Origin of the sequence: Vibrio sp. 10N.286.49.B3 (genome assembly GCF_002873395.1) — a bacterium.
GTDB lineage: Bacteria > Pseudomonadota > Gammaproteobacteria > Enterobacterales > Vibrionaceae > Vibrio.
Window position 1 is genome coordinate 56,920 of sequence record NZ_MCUV01000002.1, and the last position, 16,815, is coordinate 73,734.

Genomic DNA, 16,815 nt, shown 5'->3' on the forward strand with positions numbered 1-16,815 from the left:
GCAGAGCAAATAAAAAATAACGTATATTCTCACTTATGAGATAGTTTAAGTCATTTCTCCTGCGAAATTAAAGAGGGGTAATACGATAAGTACAGCGTCGTTGCCCTAAGATGATATGCTCTTCTCGTGCTACGTTAGCGTATGTTGCGAGTAGCTGCTGAAAGACAGAAAGCTCTGATTGGCATAGGCTTGGGCAGTGTGTGGCTGCTTTACAAATCGGGCAGTGATTCTCGATAAAGAGATAGCCATTGGCATTTGCTTGTAGTTCAGCCATGTAGCCTTCATCTCGCCTTAGTTGTGTTAATGCATGCAACTTTTCTTCAAGAGAATGGCAGTTTTCGAGAGTGGCTTGATAAGAGATAAGAGTGTTACTTTCTCTTTCCGCTGCGACTTTTTCCATTCCTTCACAGCCAAATAACTCTTCAACAGCACTCATTATTTGTATGGTAAGTTCACCATGGCGATCGGAAAATTGTTGGTGACCTTTTTCGGTTAAGCACCAGTGACGAGTGGGGCGTCCTACTTTTACTTTGATATCATGAAAATCAAGAATGCCATCATCTTGTAAAGTCTGTAGATGTTGGCGTGCACCCATGGTTGTCATATCAAATTGTTCGGCAAGCTCTCTGGCTGTTACTTCACCATTACGTTTAATTATTTGAATTATCTTTTGGGTCGTTTTCATGTGAGATCTGCTTTTTTTGATTGTTTATTATTATGGAACAACTCTTTTATAAAGCAAATACATTACTAATTTTTCGAATGGACAGTTATCTTATAATTTTGTTTATATTAATGTCAGGTATAAAAAAGGCTGGTAAATATACCAGCCTTAAAAAGTCAGTTCAGTTTATTGTTTCTTTAAAGAATTAAATCACGAACTTCATCATCTTTACGCTCTAGGTAGTGAATCGATTTAATACGACGAATCGTACGGCAGCGACCACGGATGAGTAGAGTTTCGGTGGTAGCAATATTGCCGTTGCGAGTAATACCTTCAAGAAGATCACCTTTAGTGATGCCCGTTGCGGCAAAAACAACATTATCACTGCGAGCCATGTCATCCATTTTTAAGATAACGTTAGTTTCAACGCCCATCTCTTTACAGCGTTCAAGTTCTAGTTTGCTGTGTGCACGGTTTTCTTCTGTATCACCTTTTACATCGTGACGTGCTAATAAGCGCGCTTGCATGTCACCATCTAAAGCGCGAATAACAGCAGCAGATACCACACCCTCAGGTGCGCCACCAATACAGTACATCACATCAACTTCACTATCTGGCATGCAGGTTAGGATAGAAGCCGCAACATCACCGTCTGGCACAGCAAATACACGTACACCCATTGTTTGCATCATGGCAATAACAGCATCATGGCGAGGTTTAGCCAGTGTCGTCACTACTAAGGTATCTAGGCTTTTCCCTAGTGCTTGAGCGATATTTTTTAGGTTATCTTCTAGTGGTAGTGCTAGGTCAATAGCGCCTTTCGCACCAGGGCCTACCACTAGTTTTTCCATATACATATCAGGTGCTTTTAAGAAGCTACCTTTTTCGCCTGCGGCTAATACAGCTAATGCATTAGATTGACCCATTGCCGTCATGCGTGTTCCTTCGATTGGGTCGACAGCGATATCTACAGCATCACCACCCACACCGACATTCTCTCCGATATACAGCATAGGTGCATCATCAATCTCACCTTCACCTATTACGATCTCACCGCTAATTTCGGTTTTGTTTAATAGGCTACGCATTACAGTAACCGCAGCACCGTCGGCGGCAATTTTATCACCACGACCAAGCCATTTATAGCCTGCTAATGCAGCACCTTCAGTTACTCGAGAAAAGGACATTGCTAAATCGCGTTTCATGCTGACTCCAAAGAATGAGAGGAATAGAAAAAATCGGCGAGATTTTACCATACTCATAAGGAAACGTTTGCTTTTTTATTGTCCTTTCTCACTCATCCGCGATAAAAGGAAGAGAGGCTAAGGGCATTTCTGCTAGTGTGCACGCGCAAGAACTGTTTTTTTTCTTCGAATTGATGATTAAATACTGTGTAATGGTTGCTTTTTGAGCGAATGATCCACAATATCGAATATAGAGAGTGTCTATCTGCGCTGTGCTGAGTAGAATAAAACAATATTGGTGATATCAACTTCACCTTCATGGATAAAATAAATAGGTAGGCTGAGATGTCTTTTGAGATTTTAGAAAAACTAGAAGCAAAAATTCAAACTGCAGTGGATACAATTTCTCTGCTACAGATGGAAGTAGACGAATTAAAAGAAGAGAAAGCACAGCTTTCTTCTCAAGCTAATGAGCTACAACAAAGCCGTGAAGCGCTAGAACGCACAAACCAAAACATGCAACAAGAGCATGCAGCATGGCAAGAGCGCATCCGCGGCTTATTAGGCAAAATGGATGAAGTAGAGTAATTTACTACTCCATGTTTATGTGATCTCTATCACTATCGAATAGTAAAGCGCCGACATGATTTGTCGGCGTTTTTTATTGAATATCGTAAAATATTATCGCATCAGTGAGTGCTTATTCGCTTTCTAACTCACCATTTTCATCAAGATCAAACTCAATATTGAGTGGCTCTTGAGAAAGAATAATACCGGTATTATCCGCGTAAATATAATCTTCAGGTAAGAAGGTAACACTGCCAAAATTAACCGGAACATCTATTTCACCGATGTTCTGCTGTGTAGCACCAACAGGAATAGAGGCTAATGCTTGAATACCGATATTCATGTCTTCAAGTTCATCAACTTCACGTACGCTGCCATAAACCACAATGCCTTCCCATTCATTATCTTCGGCCAGTGCTGCGATATCGGCATCAATGAGTGCTCGGCGTAATGAACCACCACCATCAATCAATAAAACTCGTCCATTGCCATCTTGCTCTAATGTTGAGCGGATCATTGCATTGTCTTCAAAGCATTTTATCGTTGTGATTTGACCAGCAAAAGAGGCACGACCGCCAAAATTACTAAACATTGGTTCGACAACATCAACTTGATCTAAGTAGACATCACACAGTGCAGATGTGTTGTATTCCATAGGGTACCTTCTTGTTGGTATTTTTTACCTTCTTTCAGTATATCGGGCACTTATCTCAATGCAATGACAAGAGTCGATTAACTTATCAGAGTTTGAGCTATCACGACTCCGGCAAAGACTAAATTACTAATAAGTGCACATTTCACCACAATCGGCATCATAGGTGCGATGTCATGAGGGGACTGGGCACCCCAAACAGCTTTGCTATGTGATAGTACAGGGATGCTCGCAAGAGCAAGAAAGATTATCGCCCCGATGATCATGTGCTGTATCAGTAGGTAACTTGCAAATGAAGTAAGGGCAAGGGTGAGTATAGTGCAATGGTAAACTTTCGCCTTGTGAGTACCTAGGCGAACAGCAACCGTTCTTTTGCCACATTCTGTGTCATTATCAATATCACGCATGTTATTGACGTTAAGAACAGCGACCGCAAACAAACCACACCCGATAGCAGGCAACAAAAGAGCCCACTCAAGAAGGCCAGTATGTAAAAAGTAAGTGCCAAATACGCCGAGTAAACCAAAGAATAAAAAAACAGATATATCACCTAACCCTGCATAACCATAAGGTTTATTTCCCATGGTGTAGGCGATAGCGGCAATGATTGCTAATACGCCAAGAGCAATGAAAATTAAAATGCTGTGTAAGTTATTAAGGGCGTAAAGAACTAAAATTAATCCCGATATGATGGTAAAAATAATATTGATACCAATCGCTTGTTTCATGGTTTTTTGACTGACAACCCCTGACTGCATTGCTCTAGTTGGTCCAATACGCTGATCATTATCGGTTCCCTTGGCGGTATCACCATAATCATTAGCAAGGTTAGAGAGTATCTGTAATAGCGTCGCGGTTAAAAAGGCGAGCAAGGTGATCGTCAGCGATACATGGCCGGCAGAAAAGGCTAAACAACTCCCCGTTAATATCGATGCAAAGGCAAGAGGGAGTGTTTTTGGGCGTGCGGCATCAAGCCAAATAAGTAAAGACTGTTTCATGCAAAATTCGTAATGTCAGGCAAAAGGTTAGTATACGCAATTTTATCGAAGAATATAAAAAAGCCTGCGAGAAAGGCAGGCTTGATAGTTTATTTGTTATTTTGGTCTGAAATTTATGAGAATTAAAGAATAAAACGGCTCAAATCTTCATCTTCCACTAAATTACCTAGACGCTCGTTAACGTAGTTAGCATCAATGGTAATTTTACTGCCTGGCTGCTCAGTAGCACTAAATGATATCTCATCCATTAAACGCTCCATCACAGTATGTAAACGGCGAGCACCAATATTTTCAGTCGTTTCGTTTACCTGCCATGCTGATTGTGCAATACGAGTAATACCATCTTCAGTGAAATCGATATCAACATCTTCTGTTTTCATCAGTGCAATGTACTGTTCAGTTAATGATGCTTTTGGCTCAGTCAGGATGCGCTGGAAGTCATGGCTCGATAGCGCTTCAAGCTCAACACGAATTGGTAAACGACCTTGCAGCTCTGGAATAAGATCTGATGGTTTAGCGACTTGGAAAGCACCAGAGGTCACAAATAAGATGTGATCCGTTTTTACCATGCCGTGTTTTGTTGAAACCGTGCTGCCTTCAATCAGCGGCAGTAAGTCTCGTTGAACCCCTTCACGAGATACGTCAGGGCCAGAGCTATCACCACGCTTACAAATTTTGTCAATCTCATCAATAAAGACAATACCATTATTCTCTGCATTGAAAATGGCTTGCTCTTTTAGCTCTTCTTGGTTGACCAGCTTAGCGGCTTCTTCTTCAATTAAAGCCTTAAAAGCATCTTTGATTTTTAACTTACGCTTTTTCTTGGTGTCACCAGCAAGATTTTGGAACATACCTTGCAGTTGGTTGGTCATTTCTTCCATACCAGGAGGAGCCATGATCTCAACGCCCATTTGTGGAGCGGCAATATCAATTTCGATCTCTTTATCGTCTAGCTTTCCTTCGCGTAACTTTTTGCGGAAAATTTGGCGAGTATTTGATGAACTTTCATCGGCTTGCTCATTTTGTCCCCAAGCATCACGTGCTGGTGGCAGTAGAGCATCAAGAATGCGATCTTCAGCTTGCTCTTCTGCGCGGAATTTTACTTTTTGTGTCGCTTGCTGATGTGTCATCTTGATAGAAACATCAATAAGATCGCGGATAATAGTTTCCACTTCCTTACCAACATAACCAACCTCTGTAAATTTAGTGGCTTCTACTTTTATAAATGGTGCATTAGCCAGTTTTGCCAGGCGGCGGGCAATTTCTGTTTTACCGACACCGGTTGGACCAATCATGAGGATATTTTTTGGCGTAACTTCTGCGCGCAGACCTTCTTCAAGCTGCATACGGCGCCAGCGGTTACGTAGTGCGATGGCTACTGATCGCTTGGCATTTTCTTGGCCAATGATATGGCGGTTAAGTTCATGAACAATTTCACGAGGAGTCATTTCAGACATAATGTTTACCTTAAGTGTTTAAATTATGCAGGTCGCAACCTATTTTTATCGCCAGTTTTTTCGATATTATTGGTGGCCGAGATCTATTTCTCTGGCGCTTCTAGTTCTTCTATCGTGTGGCTATGGTTGGTGAATACACAAATATCACCTGCAATGTTTAGTGCCTTTTCTGCAATATCGCGTGCATCAAGGTCGGTATTTTCTAATAGCGCTGTCGCTGCTGCTTGAGCAAAGTTACCACCTGAACCGATCGCGATTAGATCATTTTCAGGCTGCACTACATCACCGTTACCAGTAATGATCAATGAAGCGGTTTCATCGGCTACAGCCAGTAGAGCTTCAAGTTTGCGTAATGCTTTATCACTGCGCCAATCTTTCGCCAGCTCTACTGCGGCTTTGGTTAGGTGACCTTGGTGCATTTGTAGCTTGCTTTCGAACTTTTCAAAGAGAGTGAAAGCATCAGCAGTACCGCCAGCAAACCCAGCGAGTACTTTATTGTTATAAAGGCGGCGTACTTTTTTTGCGTTGCCCTTCATAACGGTGTTGCCTAGAGAAACTTGTCCATCACCCGCGATGACAACTTTATTATTTCGACGTACAGATACTATGGTAGTCACGAGTTGGTCCTCTTTGCATGAATTTTATTGCTTAGGGGATAGCGCAACCAATTTGAGAAGAGTTGGCTATCGTATAAAAACTATATGAGGATAATTAAACAGTAATTCAAGGGGCAGGTGATGAAGTGAACGATTTGATGCGGTAATTCTATTTATAAAAAAAGGTGCTGATTGAGAATCAGCACCTTAATCATTTGATTTAAGAGACATGTCGAAGATTAATTATCTTTCCAAATCGCACAAGGTTCAATTTTGGCTCTTTGTAGTTTGTGACGGTCACGCTCAGCATCACGCTTGAACTTATATGGACCAAGCACGACACGATACCAACTGCTGTTTTCTGTTTTGCGAATTTGGCTGTTGATACCTTGAAAAGCAACATCAAGCTTTCGAGCTTCAGCTTGGTGTAATGCTTTGTAGGCTCCGCACTGCATTATGTAAGGGATCTCAGAGACGACCTGCTCTTTTGCCTTCACTTCAACTTGGCGGTTCGGTAGTGATTCAACGTAATCCCACTTCTCCTCTGGAGGGGGTGGAATAGGCTTACTTGGTTTCGGTTTTGGCTTAGGTTTCTCTTGCACCACAGGTACGATAGGTTCGGGCTGTGGGTCGCTACTTAAGCTTGATAATAACCATACAAATAAACTGACTAACAGGATCGCAACTAAACCACTACGCCAAGGTTTTCGGCGAACAGCGTTTTTCTTTTTCTTGGTCGTTTTCTTGGTAGTACGACCTCTTCTTACATAATCTTTATTGGCCACGGAATTATTCAGTCGTTAATTAGTTACACTGCTCTAATGGTAATCTAGATTGCACTTAGAAGGAAGTCAGGCATGCAGCACTACCACGAATGACTAGGGTGCTATCTAAAAGACGTGATCCAGAATGAACTTCATTACCTTGTAAGCGCTCCAAAATCATTAACATAGCTTCACATCCAATCTCGTAACTTGGTTGAGCAACCGTCGTGAGTGGTGGATCACAGTACTTGGCAAAGTGAATATCATCGAAGCCAACAATGGATACATCTTCAGGAATGCGAAAACCCAATCGTTTTATCTCCTTCATTGCACCAATTGCCATCGTATCACTATGGCAAAAAATAGCGGTCGGTGGCTGTGCTAAAGAAAATAGTTTGCGGATCGCTTTCGCACCAGATTCATACGAAAATTCTCCATAGCAAGTATATTCAGGTTTTATATTAATTTTAGCTCGTCTTAATCCTTGTAAATAACCTTGATGACGAAAATTAGATAGAGAGGCATTTTGAGGACCTGAAATTTGTGCAATTTTCGAATGACCAAGCTTAATGAGAAAGTTTATTGCTTTGTATGTAGACGTTAAATTATCGATATGAACGGTTGGTAGTTTTAAGTCAGGATCATATTCACATGCCATGACCATAGGTGGTAGATCATGTTGATCCGATTTATTGATACCAAACGGAATATCAGCCCCTAATAAGATCATACCTTCCGCTTGTTTCGCGAGCGCTAAGTTAATAAATGAAGGGTCGTGTTTCTCTTTTTGCTGATTATCTCCGATTAGAACCAAGTAGTTATGTTTAAAAGCGACGTCTTCAATACCTTTGATAATCTCAGAGAAATAGGGATCGGTAATATCAGGTACTATTACAATAATGGTTTTAGAATCGTTTTTTCTTGCCGTTCTACTAGCTAGCGTCGTTTTATATCCAACGGTTGTCGCTGCATTTTCGACTCTCGTTCTTGTTGATAGTAACACCTTTTCTGGGGCGGTCAGAGCTCTAGATACCGTTGCCGTTGAGACACCCGCTAATAGAGCAACATCCTTCATTGTTGCCATAAGATAACCCTTTAAAATACTTGCTATATAATTGTAGTGAATGAAATTGATGCAACTCATTGCTGTGCTAATTGGTTGACTGTTTAATTAATAGCAGAACAGGCAATCGACTTTGACTTATTCATCAAAGCTACGGCTAGACTAACAAAATTACCATTATCAGTGTGAAGTGAGTCGCAAAAAATGTTGCTATTTATATCTCGTTACTTATTTAACTCAAATCTTGCGGCTCAATGTCTAAAGACCAACGTACTTTCTTGGCATTAGGCAGTAAATTGATCGCAGGCTTAGATCCCATTAACAGTTTTTGCATGACAGAGCGAGCATTGGTTTGTAATAGTAATTGCCAACGAAATTTGCCAGCTCGTTTAGCCAATGGTGCTGGTGTAGGACCTAATACCGAACATGCTTCATCAAATAATGGATGTGCTTCTAAGGTGTGTCTCACTTGGCGCAAAAAATCCTCAACTAGCTGTGCATCACCCGCTTCCGCTCTAAATAAAGTGAGAAAGGTGTAAGGTGGTAGTTGTGCCAACTTTCTTTCGGAGAGTGCCATTTGTGCAAAGTGGCGATAATCCTTATGCAGTAGAGCCTGTAAAAGGTCGTGTTCAGGGTGGTGTGTTTGTAGTAACACTTCGCCAGGCTTACTCGCTCTTCCAGCCCTTCCTGCTACTTGAATAAATAGTTGAGCTAGGCGTTCTGATGCACGAAAATCACTGCTATAAAGTGAGCCATCAACATCAAGTAACCCGACTAAGGTGACGTCTGGAAAGTGGTGACCTTTCGCAAGCATTTGGGTACCAATAAGTATCTGGAACTCTCCATTTCTAATTGATTCTAAAGCACTTTCTAGACTGCCTTTGCGACGGGTGCTATCGCGATCAATTCGAATTGTTTTGTATTCTGGAAATAAACTCTCTAGGTGTTGCTCTAGCTGTTCTGTACCGACGCCAACAGAAACAAGGTTAGTGGAACCACAGCCGTGACATTGATGAATAACCGGCTGTTGCGAGCCACAGTGATGACAGCGGATCTCTCGACTGTGCTGATGGAAGGTGTAATAAGCATCACAGCGTTTACATTCCGCAATCCAACCACACTCATGACACATAAGAGCTGGCGAAAATCCACGGCGATTTAGAAACAGCATCACCTGATTACCTGCACCTAAATGGCGACGCATCTCTGCAATTAAAGGGGCTGATAAACCACTTTCCAGATACAAACCTTTTATATCCAAAACCTTATTGGTTGTCGGTCTTGCATTACCGGCTCTTTCCGTTAGCGTTAAATGCCCATATTTATTGGTTAATGCATTATGTAAGGTTTCAAATGCTGGCGTTGCAGAGCCTAAAACAATAGGGATTTTACTGCGATGAGCGCGCATGATAGCAACATCGCGCGCGTGGTAGCGTAAGCTGTCTTGTTGCTTGTATGAGGCGTCATGCTCTTCATCGACAATAATAATGCCTAAGTTAGCAAAGGGCGTAAATAGCGCTGATCGTGTCCCTATAACGATTCCAGCAATATTATCGCGCGCGGATAACCAAGCATTTAATCGCTCCGTCTCATTAAGTCCGGAGTGGATGACTTCGACAGGGACATTAAAGCGGCGTTTAAAGCGATTAATGGTTTGTGGGGTTAAGCCGATTTCGGGTACTAAAACTAAGGCTTGTTTTCCTTGGTCTAATAAAGGCTTAATCATATTGAGGTAGACTTCTGTTTTACCCGATCCTGTGACCCCTTCAAGTAGGTAGCAACCAAAGTCGGTTTGACTATTGACGGTGGCAATCGCGATGACTTGTTCAGTATTTAGCTTGGGCTTATCATCGATGTTCTCTATTTCTGCACTCCAAGATGCTGCCTGAGGTTTTTTCTCTAGTGACTCAATCCAGCCTTTTTCTTGCAGCGTTTTAAGGATACTACTGAGATCTTCATCAATGAAACGTTGATGAGGTAGAGGACCATCTTCTAATAAATGCATCACCTTCGCTTGTTTGACAGCACGACCAAACCCCTGCATGAGCTGATCTTGTCCCATCGGCGTTAACTGCCACTCAACAATACTGGCAAAGTCGGCAGCTTTTCCTTTTCTTAACGCGCTAGGTAGGGCGTTTGCGAAAGTTTCACCTAATGGGTATTGGTAAAATTGGCTACACCATTGCAGTAACCCATAAACCGCATCGGACCATAGTGGTTCAAGATCGAGTAGGGCTTTGATCGGTTTGAGCTGTGTAATAGGAAAGTCAGATTCATGCACTAATGCAGTTACAATACCAACCAGAGTTTGACGTCCAAAAGGTACAGAAACTCGTCCGCCTATAATCGGAAATAAGTGATTAGGGATAAGGTAATCGAACTGCTTGTCAAGAGGAACAGGCAGAGCAACCCGAGCGATAGATGGACGCATATTGTTAGTAACTCAGTGGGATGGAGAACAAGAAAGAACAGTCTAATTTAATCAATTGGAAAATTCGAGTTATCAATGCTCAGTCAATGATGATTCCTTTTTGGCAAATAACGAATTAAATGGTGAAAAAACTACCAAATCTGTTGATCCTGAGGTTAGTATTCATTACTATACTGCGCCTTGACTGTATGGCTTTGCTTGTTTTAAGTAAAAGCGGTATGGCTATTTTTTTTATTCACTACGTGTGGTGTCCGGCTTAGAATCGGATGGCGACACGGCCTAATTGAGGTTATCCCATGAAAACTGGTATCCACCCAGAATACAAAGCTGTTAAAGCAACTTGTTCTTGCGGCAACGCGTTCGAATTCAACTCTACTCTAGGTAAAGAGTCTATTCACCTAGACGTATGTGACAAATGTCACCCATTCTACACTGGTAAGCAACGTATCGTAGATACAGGCGGCCGTGTTGATCGCTTCAACAAGCGTTTCGGTTCTCTTTCTAGCAAGTAATTATTACTGGTTAGTAAAGCCGAGCAAAAAGGACACTACGGTGTCCTTTTTTATTACTTATTTTTAACGAAACTCTCCCAAAATATATTCTTCTGTATACAATGTGATCTATGAAGTTTGACCTGTATTAATTAAATTCAAGGTTTATTTCACATACCTCTATCTTGTTTCAGGGAATTAACAGTTATGTCAGAAGACAGCCAGCAAGGCACCACCTCCAGTGAAAGCTCTCCAGAAGCATTGTTTCGTCAACAAGCACTTGATTATCATGCTTACCCTAAGCCAGGGAAAATAGCCTTAGAGCTGACAACCCCAGCTAACTCAGCCGAAGATCTCGCCTTAGCTTACAGCCCTGGTGTTGCAGAGCCAGTGCGTGAGATAGCGCAAAACGTCGATAATGTTTATAAGTACACGGCAAAAGGCAATATGGTTGCGGTTATTTCTAACGGTACTGCCATTCTTGGGTTAGGTAACCTAGGACCTATTGCGTCAAAACCAGTCATGGAAGGTAAAGCATTACTCTTTAAGCGTTTTGCCGGTCTTGATTCTATCGATATTGAAGTGAAGCACCGTACGATTGATGAGTTTATTGATACCGTAGCAAATATCGCGGATACCTTTGGTGGTATTAACCTTGAAGATATAAAAGCCCCTGATTGTTTTGAGATTGAACGTCGCCTCATTGAGCGTTGTGATGTGCCTGTTTTTCATGATGATCAACACGGAACGGCAATAGTAACGGCAGCGGGGATGCTCAATGCCATTGAATTGCAAGGCAAAGAGCTAGCGAGCTGTAAGATTATCTGCTTAGGTGCAGGGGCAGCAGCAGTGGCTTGTATGGAGCTGTTGATCAAGTGTGGAGCTCAGCGAGAAAAGATTTATATGCTTGATCGTAAGGGAGTGATCCATACGCGTCGTGATGATCTTAACGAATATAAGCAGTTGTTTGCCAATAATACCGATAAGCGTACGCTGGAAGATGTTATTGATGGTGCGGATTTGTTCCTAGGGGTTTCTGGACCGAACTTGTTACCACCAGAGGCGCTCAAGCTAATGGCTGATAAACCCGTTGTTTTTGCTTGTTCAAACCCTGATCCAGAAATTAAACCAGAGCTTGCTCATCAAGTACGCAATGACCTCATTATGGGGACGGGCCGCTCCGATTACCCTAACCAAGTGAACAATGTTTTGTGTTTCCCATTTATTTTCCGTGGGGCTTTAGATGTTCGCGCTAGTGTGATTAATGATGAAATGAAATTGGCTGCTGTTGAGGCGATCCGTCAACTCGCAAAAGAAGCCGTTCCTGCAGAGGTATTAAGCGCTGCTGGTGTAGAAGCGTTAACTTTTGGTGTGGATTATATTATCCCTAAGCCGATGGATGCTCGTTTGTTGCCGAGAGTTGCCAAAGCGGTTGCCGTCGCCGCTGTTGAGTCTGGTGTTGCCCGTATTGAGATGCCAACTGGGTATATGGAAGATAAACGGTAGATATTCGTTATCAGCGAACAAAATACTTAAATATAAAAAAGGTTGGCACGATTAAGTGACCAACCTTTTTTATTACCCATTAGATAATGGAGCGATATACCAGGACATTAGCTGTCGATTGAATCAGTATTACTCATCATCAAATGCTTCGAATTCGATGCCCATCTTTGTCATTAAAGCTTTTGCTTCTGTAGGGATGTCATCAGGTCTATCTTTACGCAGATCTTCATCAGTCGGAAGCGGCTGCCCTGTATAAGCATGCAGAAATGCTTCGCATAACAACTCGCTATTGGTTGCATGGCGTAGATTGTTTATCTGGCGGCGTGTGCGCTCATCCGTTAATACTTTTAACACTTTCAGAGGAATCGAAACGGTAATTTTTTTTACTTGTTCGCTTTTCTTGCCGTGCTCCGCGTATGGGCTTATGTATTCACCATTCCAGTCTGCCATTGCGTACCTTCGTTTTGTCATTATGTGTGAGTTAAGTTTGTAGGGGGATTTTAGCGGGATTTACTGCCATAAGCAAAGACATATAGACGTCTAGAAGTGTTGACGTCTCATTTTTATGAACGTAAAGTATTAGGCAGCTAAGTGAATAACATACCAGATCTTGTCATCAGTGACACGGTTTAGCGTATTTTCTTATAAAGCATTCACAACTTGTCTTTGATTTGGAAAGGAAACATTTTATGAGCAGCCGGAAGCCAGCCACTATTGCCGTACGCACAGGTATCGAATCAGACACCCAACACAATGCCGTCGTGCCTCCTATTTATCTCTCAACCAATTATAGTTTTCCTGCTTTCGGCGAAGTGCCACAGTATGATTATACTCGTTCGGGTAACCCAAACCGAGGTCTGCTAGAAACGGCTTTGTTTGAATTAGAGTCAGGATCTGGCGCTGTTGTGACAAATTGCGGTACATCAGCGCTGAATTTATGGGCTTCAGCCTTCCTTAGTGCCGGCGACTTAGTCATTGCACCGCACGATTGTTATGGCGGGACTTACCGTTTATTTAATAGTCGCGCTCAAAAAGGTGACTTTAAGGTTTTATTTGTTGATCAGTCGGATCAACAAGCCTTAGATGCCGCGATAGCTTTAAAACCAAAATTAATTTTAATTGAAACGCCTTCTAACCCTCTCGTCCGTGTTGTTGATATTGCTTTAACATGTGAAAAAGCGAAACAGGTTGGCGCTCTAGTCGCGGTGGACAATACCTTTTTGACACCTGTGTACCAAAAGCCTTTAGAACTTGGCGCAGACTTTGTTATTCACTCAACAACGAAGTACTTAAATGGTCACTCAGATGTGATTGGTGGCGTTGTGATCACCAAAACAGAAGCGCATGCACAAGAACTTGCGTGGTGGGGAAATTGTTTAGGTTCAACAGGAACGCCTTTTGATAGTTACATGACACTTCGAGGTCTACGAACGCTTGGGGCGCGTATGAGAATTCATGAAGAAAGTTCGCGTGATATTCTGGCTAACCTAGAAAATCAGGATTTAGTAGCAACGATTTATCACCCGAGTTTGCCGACCCACCCAGGTCATGAGATTGCCAAAAAGCAGCAACTCGGTTTTGGCTCAATGTTGAGTTTTGAATTTGCGGGATCTTTTGAGCAGTTGAAGTTTTTTGTTGATAAGTTGACGTTATTCTCATTAGCAGAATCTCTTGGTGGTGTAGAAAGCTTAATTTGCCACCCAGCATCGATGACTCACCGAGCAATGGGAGAGGTGGCACTACAAGAGGCGGGAGTCAGTCAATTACTACTGCGTTTATCTGTTGGTCTTGAGGATGTTAATGATTTGATTGATGATTTGAATCAGGCGTTTGCTCTTGCTCAGGAGGCATTTTAAATGACACTTTCTCGTCAGTTACATAAGTTTGGTGGTAGTAGTTTAGCCGATCCAGAGTGCTATTTACGGGTCGCGAATATATTAAAAAAATACTCGGGACATGAAGATTTGGTTGTTGTTTCTGCTGCAGGGAAAACAACCAATCAGTTGATTAATTTCGTGGACTCATTAGATAAAGATGGGCGTGTGGCTCACGAATATCTGCAAAATGTACGTCAGTATCAAGTCGATCTGATTAAAGCTCTTTTTGTGGAGCACCAACAAATTCACTCTGCCGGGTATGTGTTACTTGAGCAACTGCAGCAAGAGCTAAGTCGGTTAGGTGAGTTATCCGGAGCATTAAACCTTGCGCAAAGAGCAGTTGTACTCGGTCATGGTGAGGTTTGGTCATCTCGCTTACTGGCTGCGCTACTATGCCAGCAAGATATTCCTGCGGTAGCACAAGATTCACGATCTTTTTTAAGGGCAGAAGCCGCAACTCAACCAGAAGTTGATCGCATTGCTTCTTTACCTCTAATGAAAGCAACATTAGCGCAGCATTCACATCGTCGCATTATCATTACCGGCTTCATGGCTCAAAACCAAGCCGGCGAAACAGTATTGCTTGGACGTAATGGCTCTGACTACTCAGCCACAGCTATTGGTGCATTAGCTCAGGTTAGCTGTGTTACGATTTGGAGTGATGTTGCCGGTGTATACAGCGCTGATCCAAGATTGGTGACTGATGCGTGTTTACTGCCATTATTACGTCTAGATGAGGCGAGTGAACTTGCGCGTTTAGCTGCGCCAGTTTTGCATAGCCGTACCCTACAGCCTATTGCTCAAAGTGCGATTGATTTAAGCTTGCGTTGTAGCTACCAACCAGAATCAGGCTCAACACGAATAGAACGAGTATTAGCTTCTGGTCGAGGAGCGAAGATCATTACTTCATTGGATGATGCTTTAATCATTCAATTAACCTTCGGGCGTGGACATGATTTTCCTCATTTGCAAACCGAGGTTCTAGAAGGACTAAAGCGCGCACAGTTAGAGCCTTTAGCTTATGAAATACAAGCGGATCAATATTGCATCCGTCTAGCGTATACAGCAGAAATTGCTAATGGCGCATTAAGCTACCTGCAAGATGCGGCTTTTGAGGCAGAGATAAAGCTCAAAGAAGGCTACTCATTAGTGGCTGCCGTTGGCGCTGGCGTGACCAAAAACCCCAATCACTGCTATGGCTTCTATCAGCAATTAAAACATGCTCCAGTCGAGTTTATTTCCGAGTCGACTTCTTCTTTGAGCTTAGTTGCGGTATTACGCAAAGCGGATACTTCAGTATTGGTGAAAGGCATTCACACTCAACTATTCCAAGCTCAGAAGAAAGTGGCGATTGCTCTATGTGGTAAAGGCAATATAGGCTCAAGTTGGTTAACGTTGTTTGCCGAGCAGAAAGCGGAGTTTGAGAAGCGCCGTGGTATGACATTTAATTTAGTTGCAGTGATGGCGAGTGATCGTTATTGGTATGATGATCAAGGTATTGATCCACGGCAGGTAGAAGCGCGTTTTAATGATGAAGCGATTGCGAGTCATAATGATCAATGGCTAGAGCGTTTAGGCGCGATTACAGGCTATGATGATCTGGTCGTGCTCGATGTAACCGCCAGTGCAGCGCTTGCTGATCTATATCCTAAAATTGCAGAGCAAGGGATGCACTTAATTTCAGCGAATAAAGTCGCGGGTTCTGCCTCAAGTGATTATTACCATCAAGTGCAGGATGCGTTCTCTAAGATAGGTCGTCATTGGTTTTATAATGCAACGGTTGGTGCAGGTCTTCCTATTAACCATACCGTGCGTGATTTGCGTGAAAGTGGTGATGAGATCTTAGCGTTATCAGGTATTTTCTCTGGCACACTCTCTTGGCTTTTTCAGCAGTTTGATGGCAGCGTGCCTTTTATAGAACTCGTCGACTTAGCGTGGCAACAAGGGCTGACAGAGCCGGATCCTCGTGCTGATTTGGATGGCTCAGATGTGATGCGTAAATTGGTTATCCTAGCGCGCGAATCTGGCGTCGATATTGAACCTGAGTCGATAAAGGTCGAGTCATTAGTGCCTAAAGAGCTACAAGCGCTTTCTCTTGATGACTTTTTTGATAATGCATCACTATTGAGTGAAGCGCTGGCTGAGCGCTTAGAGAAGGCACAGCGAGAGCATAAAGTTTTGCGCTATGTTGCCCGTCTTGAAAAAAATGGCACTGCGACCGTTGGTGTTGAAGATCTACCTGAAGGCCATGCACTCGCAAACTTGCTTCCTTGCGATAATATTTTTGCGATTGAAAGCAAATGGTATAAAGATAATCCATTGGTTATTCGTGGTCCAGGAGCAGGGCGAGAGGTGACTGCTGGGGCGATTCAGTCGGACTTAAATAGAATGTCTTCTCTATTTTAATTCATTGAAATAAAACAAAAACAAAGGGCTGTCTTTCAGCCTTTTTTTTCGTCATTATGTTAATGACATTGGCTGTAACGGGTAGTTGATTTTTGTTTAACTTGATTATGAGAAAAATTCATAATCAACTTGTTGACATTAAATCATATTCATTACATC

General features: G+C 42.4%; 15 protein-coding genes. 5 read left to right on the plus strand and 10 right to left on the minus strand.

Annotated elements, in window-relative coordinates; all coding sequences use genetic code 11:
• Positions 1–67 precede the first annotated feature (67 nt).
• Both BCU68_RS02445 and glpX read right to left on the minus strand, forming a co-directional pair.
• Entirely contained in the window at positions 68–685 is a 618-nt protein-coding gene (locus tag BCU68_RS02445; RefSeq protein WP_102563220.1) for a metalloregulator ArsR/SmtB family transcription factor, read from the minus strand.
• Positions 686–861: 176 nt separating this feature from the next.
• Positions 862–1,869, minus strand: a complete 1,008-nt coding sequence (gene glpX / locus BCU68_RS02450; protein WP_102563221.1) for a class II fructose-bisphosphatase — start codon at positions 1,867–1,869, stop codon at positions 862–864.
• Between the two features lie 324 nt (positions 1,870–2,193).
• On the opposite strand from glpX, the gene zapB reads away from it, so the two are divergent.
• Positions 2,194–2,436, plus strand: coding sequence for a cell division protein ZapB (zapB, locus tag BCU68_RS02455; RefSeq protein ID WP_102563222.1), 243 nt, complete (start codon positions 2,194–2,196; stop codon positions 2,434–2,436).
• 112 nt (positions 2,437–2,548) lie between these two features.
• Here zapB and rraA read toward each other — a convergent pair whose 3' ends face one another.
• The 7 genes from rraA to priA all read right to left on the minus strand — a co-directional run bounded on the left by rraA (position 2,549) and on the right by priA (position 10,376).
• A complete protein-coding gene (gene rraA, locus BCU68_RS02460; RefSeq protein ID WP_102563223.1) occupies positions 2,549–3,070 on the minus strand; it encodes a ribonuclease E activity regulator RraA in 522 nt (173 codons plus the stop codon).
• A gap of 77 nt (positions 3,071–3,147) precedes the next feature.
• A complete protein-coding gene (locus tag BCU68_RS02465; protein ID WP_102563224.1) occupies positions 3,148–4,065 on the minus strand; it encodes a 1,4-dihydroxy-2-naphthoate polyprenyltransferase in 918 nt (305 codons plus the stop codon).
• Between the two features lie 122 nt (positions 4,066–4,187).
• On the minus strand, positions 4,188–5,522 hold the full coding sequence (gene hslU, locus BCU68_RS02470) for an HslU--HslV peptidase ATPase subunit (RefSeq protein ID WP_102563225.1): 1,335 nt from the start codon (positions 5,520–5,522) through the stop codon (positions 4,188–4,190).
• Positions 5,523–5,605: 83 nt separating this feature from the next.
• On the minus strand, positions 5,606–6,139 hold the full coding sequence (gene hslV, locus BCU68_RS02475) for an ATP-dependent protease subunit HslV (protein ID WP_102563226.1): 534 nt from the start codon (positions 6,137–6,139) through the stop codon (positions 5,606–5,608).
• 218 nt (positions 6,140–6,357) lie between these two features.
• The gene (locus BCU68_RS02480; protein WP_102563227.1) at positions 6,358–6,903 is read right to left on the minus strand and encodes an SPOR domain-containing protein; all 546 of its coding nucleotides are present in this window, start codon (positions 6,901–6,903) and stop codon (positions 6,358–6,360) included.
• Between the two features lie 55 nt (positions 6,904–6,958).
• Positions 6,959–7,966: a DNA-binding transcriptional regulator CytR gene (gene cytR, locus BCU68_RS02485; protein ID WP_102563228.1), complete on the minus strand. Its 1,008-nt coding sequence runs from the start codon at positions 7,964–7,966 to the stop codon at positions 6,959–6,961.
• Positions 7,967–8,177: 211 nt separating this feature from the next.
• Positions 8,178–10,376 (minus strand): primosomal protein N', encoded by a 2,199-nt coding sequence (gene priA / locus BCU68_RS02490; RefSeq protein WP_102563229.1) that lies wholly within the window; start codon positions 10,374–10,376, stop codon positions 8,178–8,180.
• Between the two features lie 296 nt (positions 10,377–10,672).
• On the opposite strand from priA, the gene rpmE reads away from it, so the two are divergent.
• Positions 10,673–10,888: a 50S ribosomal protein L31 gene (gene rpmE / locus BCU68_RS02495; protein ID WP_102563230.1), complete on the plus strand. Its 216-nt coding sequence runs from the start codon at positions 10,673–10,675 to the stop codon at positions 10,886–10,888.
• Between the two features lie 186 nt (positions 10,889–11,074).
• Positions 11,075–12,373: a malic enzyme-like NAD(P)-binding protein gene (locus tag BCU68_RS02500; RefSeq protein ID WP_102563231.1), complete on the plus strand. Its 1,299-nt coding sequence runs from the start codon at positions 11,075–11,077 to the stop codon at positions 12,371–12,373.
• Between the two features lie 129 nt (positions 12,374–12,502).
• Here BCU68_RS02500 and metJ read toward each other — a convergent pair whose 3' ends face one another.
• A complete protein-coding gene (gene metJ, locus BCU68_RS02505) occupies positions 12,503–12,823 on the minus strand; it encodes a met regulon transcriptional regulator MetJ (protein WP_102563232.1) in 321 nt (106 codons plus the stop codon).
• A 239-nt stretch (positions 12,824–13,062) separates the two neighbouring features.
• Here metJ and BCU68_RS02510 point away from each other — a divergent pair, with 239 nt between their 5' ends.
• Both BCU68_RS02510 and BCU68_RS02515 read left to right on the plus strand, forming a co-directional pair.
• Positions 13,063–14,229: an O-succinylhomoserine (thiol)-lyase gene (locus tag BCU68_RS02510; RefSeq protein WP_102563233.1), complete on the plus strand. Its 1,167-nt coding sequence runs from the start codon at positions 13,063–13,065 to the stop codon at positions 14,227–14,229.
• Complete coding sequence (locus BCU68_RS02515; RefSeq protein ID WP_102563234.1) at positions 14,230–16,656, plus strand: bifunctional aspartate kinase/homoserine dehydrogenase II; 2,427 nt, start codon at positions 14,230–14,232, stop codon at positions 16,654–16,656.
• The last annotated feature ends 159 nt before the right edge of the window (positions 16,657–16,815 follow it).

Coding starts and splice junctions, on each gene's coding strand:
- BCU68_RS02445 (WP_102563220.1), bottom strand. CDS start 685: ATGAAAACGACCCAAAAGATAATTCAAATAATTAAACGTAATGGTGAA.
- glpX (WP_102563221.1), bottom strand. CDS start 1,869: ATGAAACGCGATTTAGCAATGTCCTTTTCTCGAGTAACTGAAGGTGCT.
- zapB (WP_102563222.1), top strand. CDS start 2,194: ATGTCTTTTGAGATTTTAGAAAAACTAGAAGCAAAAATTCAAACTGCA.
- rraA (WP_102563223.1), bottom strand. CDS start 3,070: ATGGAATACAACACATCTGCACTGTGTGATGTCTACTTAGATCAAGTT.
- BCU68_RS02465 (WP_102563224.1), bottom strand. CDS start 4,065: ATGAAACAGTCTTTACTTATTTGGCTTGATGCCGCACGCCCAAAAACA.
- hslU (WP_102563225.1), bottom strand. CDS start 5,522: ATGTCTGAAATGACTCCTCGTGAAATTGTTCATGAACTTAACCGCCAT.
- cytR (WP_102563228.1), bottom strand. CDS start 7,966: ATGGCAACAATGAAGGATGTTGCTCTATTAGCGGGTGTCTCAACGGCA.
- priA (WP_102563229.1), bottom strand. CDS start 10,376: ATGCGTCCATCTATCGCTCGGGTTGCTCTGCCTGTTCCTCTTGACAAG.
- rpmE (WP_102563230.1), top strand. CDS start 10,673: ATGAAAACTGGTATCCACCCAGAATACAAAGCTGTTAAAGCAACTTGT.
- BCU68_RS02500 (WP_102563231.1), top strand. CDS start 11,075: ATGTCAGAAGACAGCCAGCAAGGCACCACCTCCAGTGAAAGCTCTCCA.
- metJ (WP_102563232.1), bottom strand. CDS start 12,823: ATGGCAGACTGGAATGGTGAATACATAAGCCCATACGCGGAGCACGGC.
- BCU68_RS02510 (WP_102563233.1), top strand. CDS start 13,063: ATGAGCAGCCGGAAGCCAGCCACTATTGCCGTACGCACAGGTATCGAA.
- BCU68_RS02515 (WP_102563234.1), top strand. CDS start 14,230: ATGACACTTTCTCGTCAGTTACATAAGTTTGGTGGTAGTAGTTTAGCC.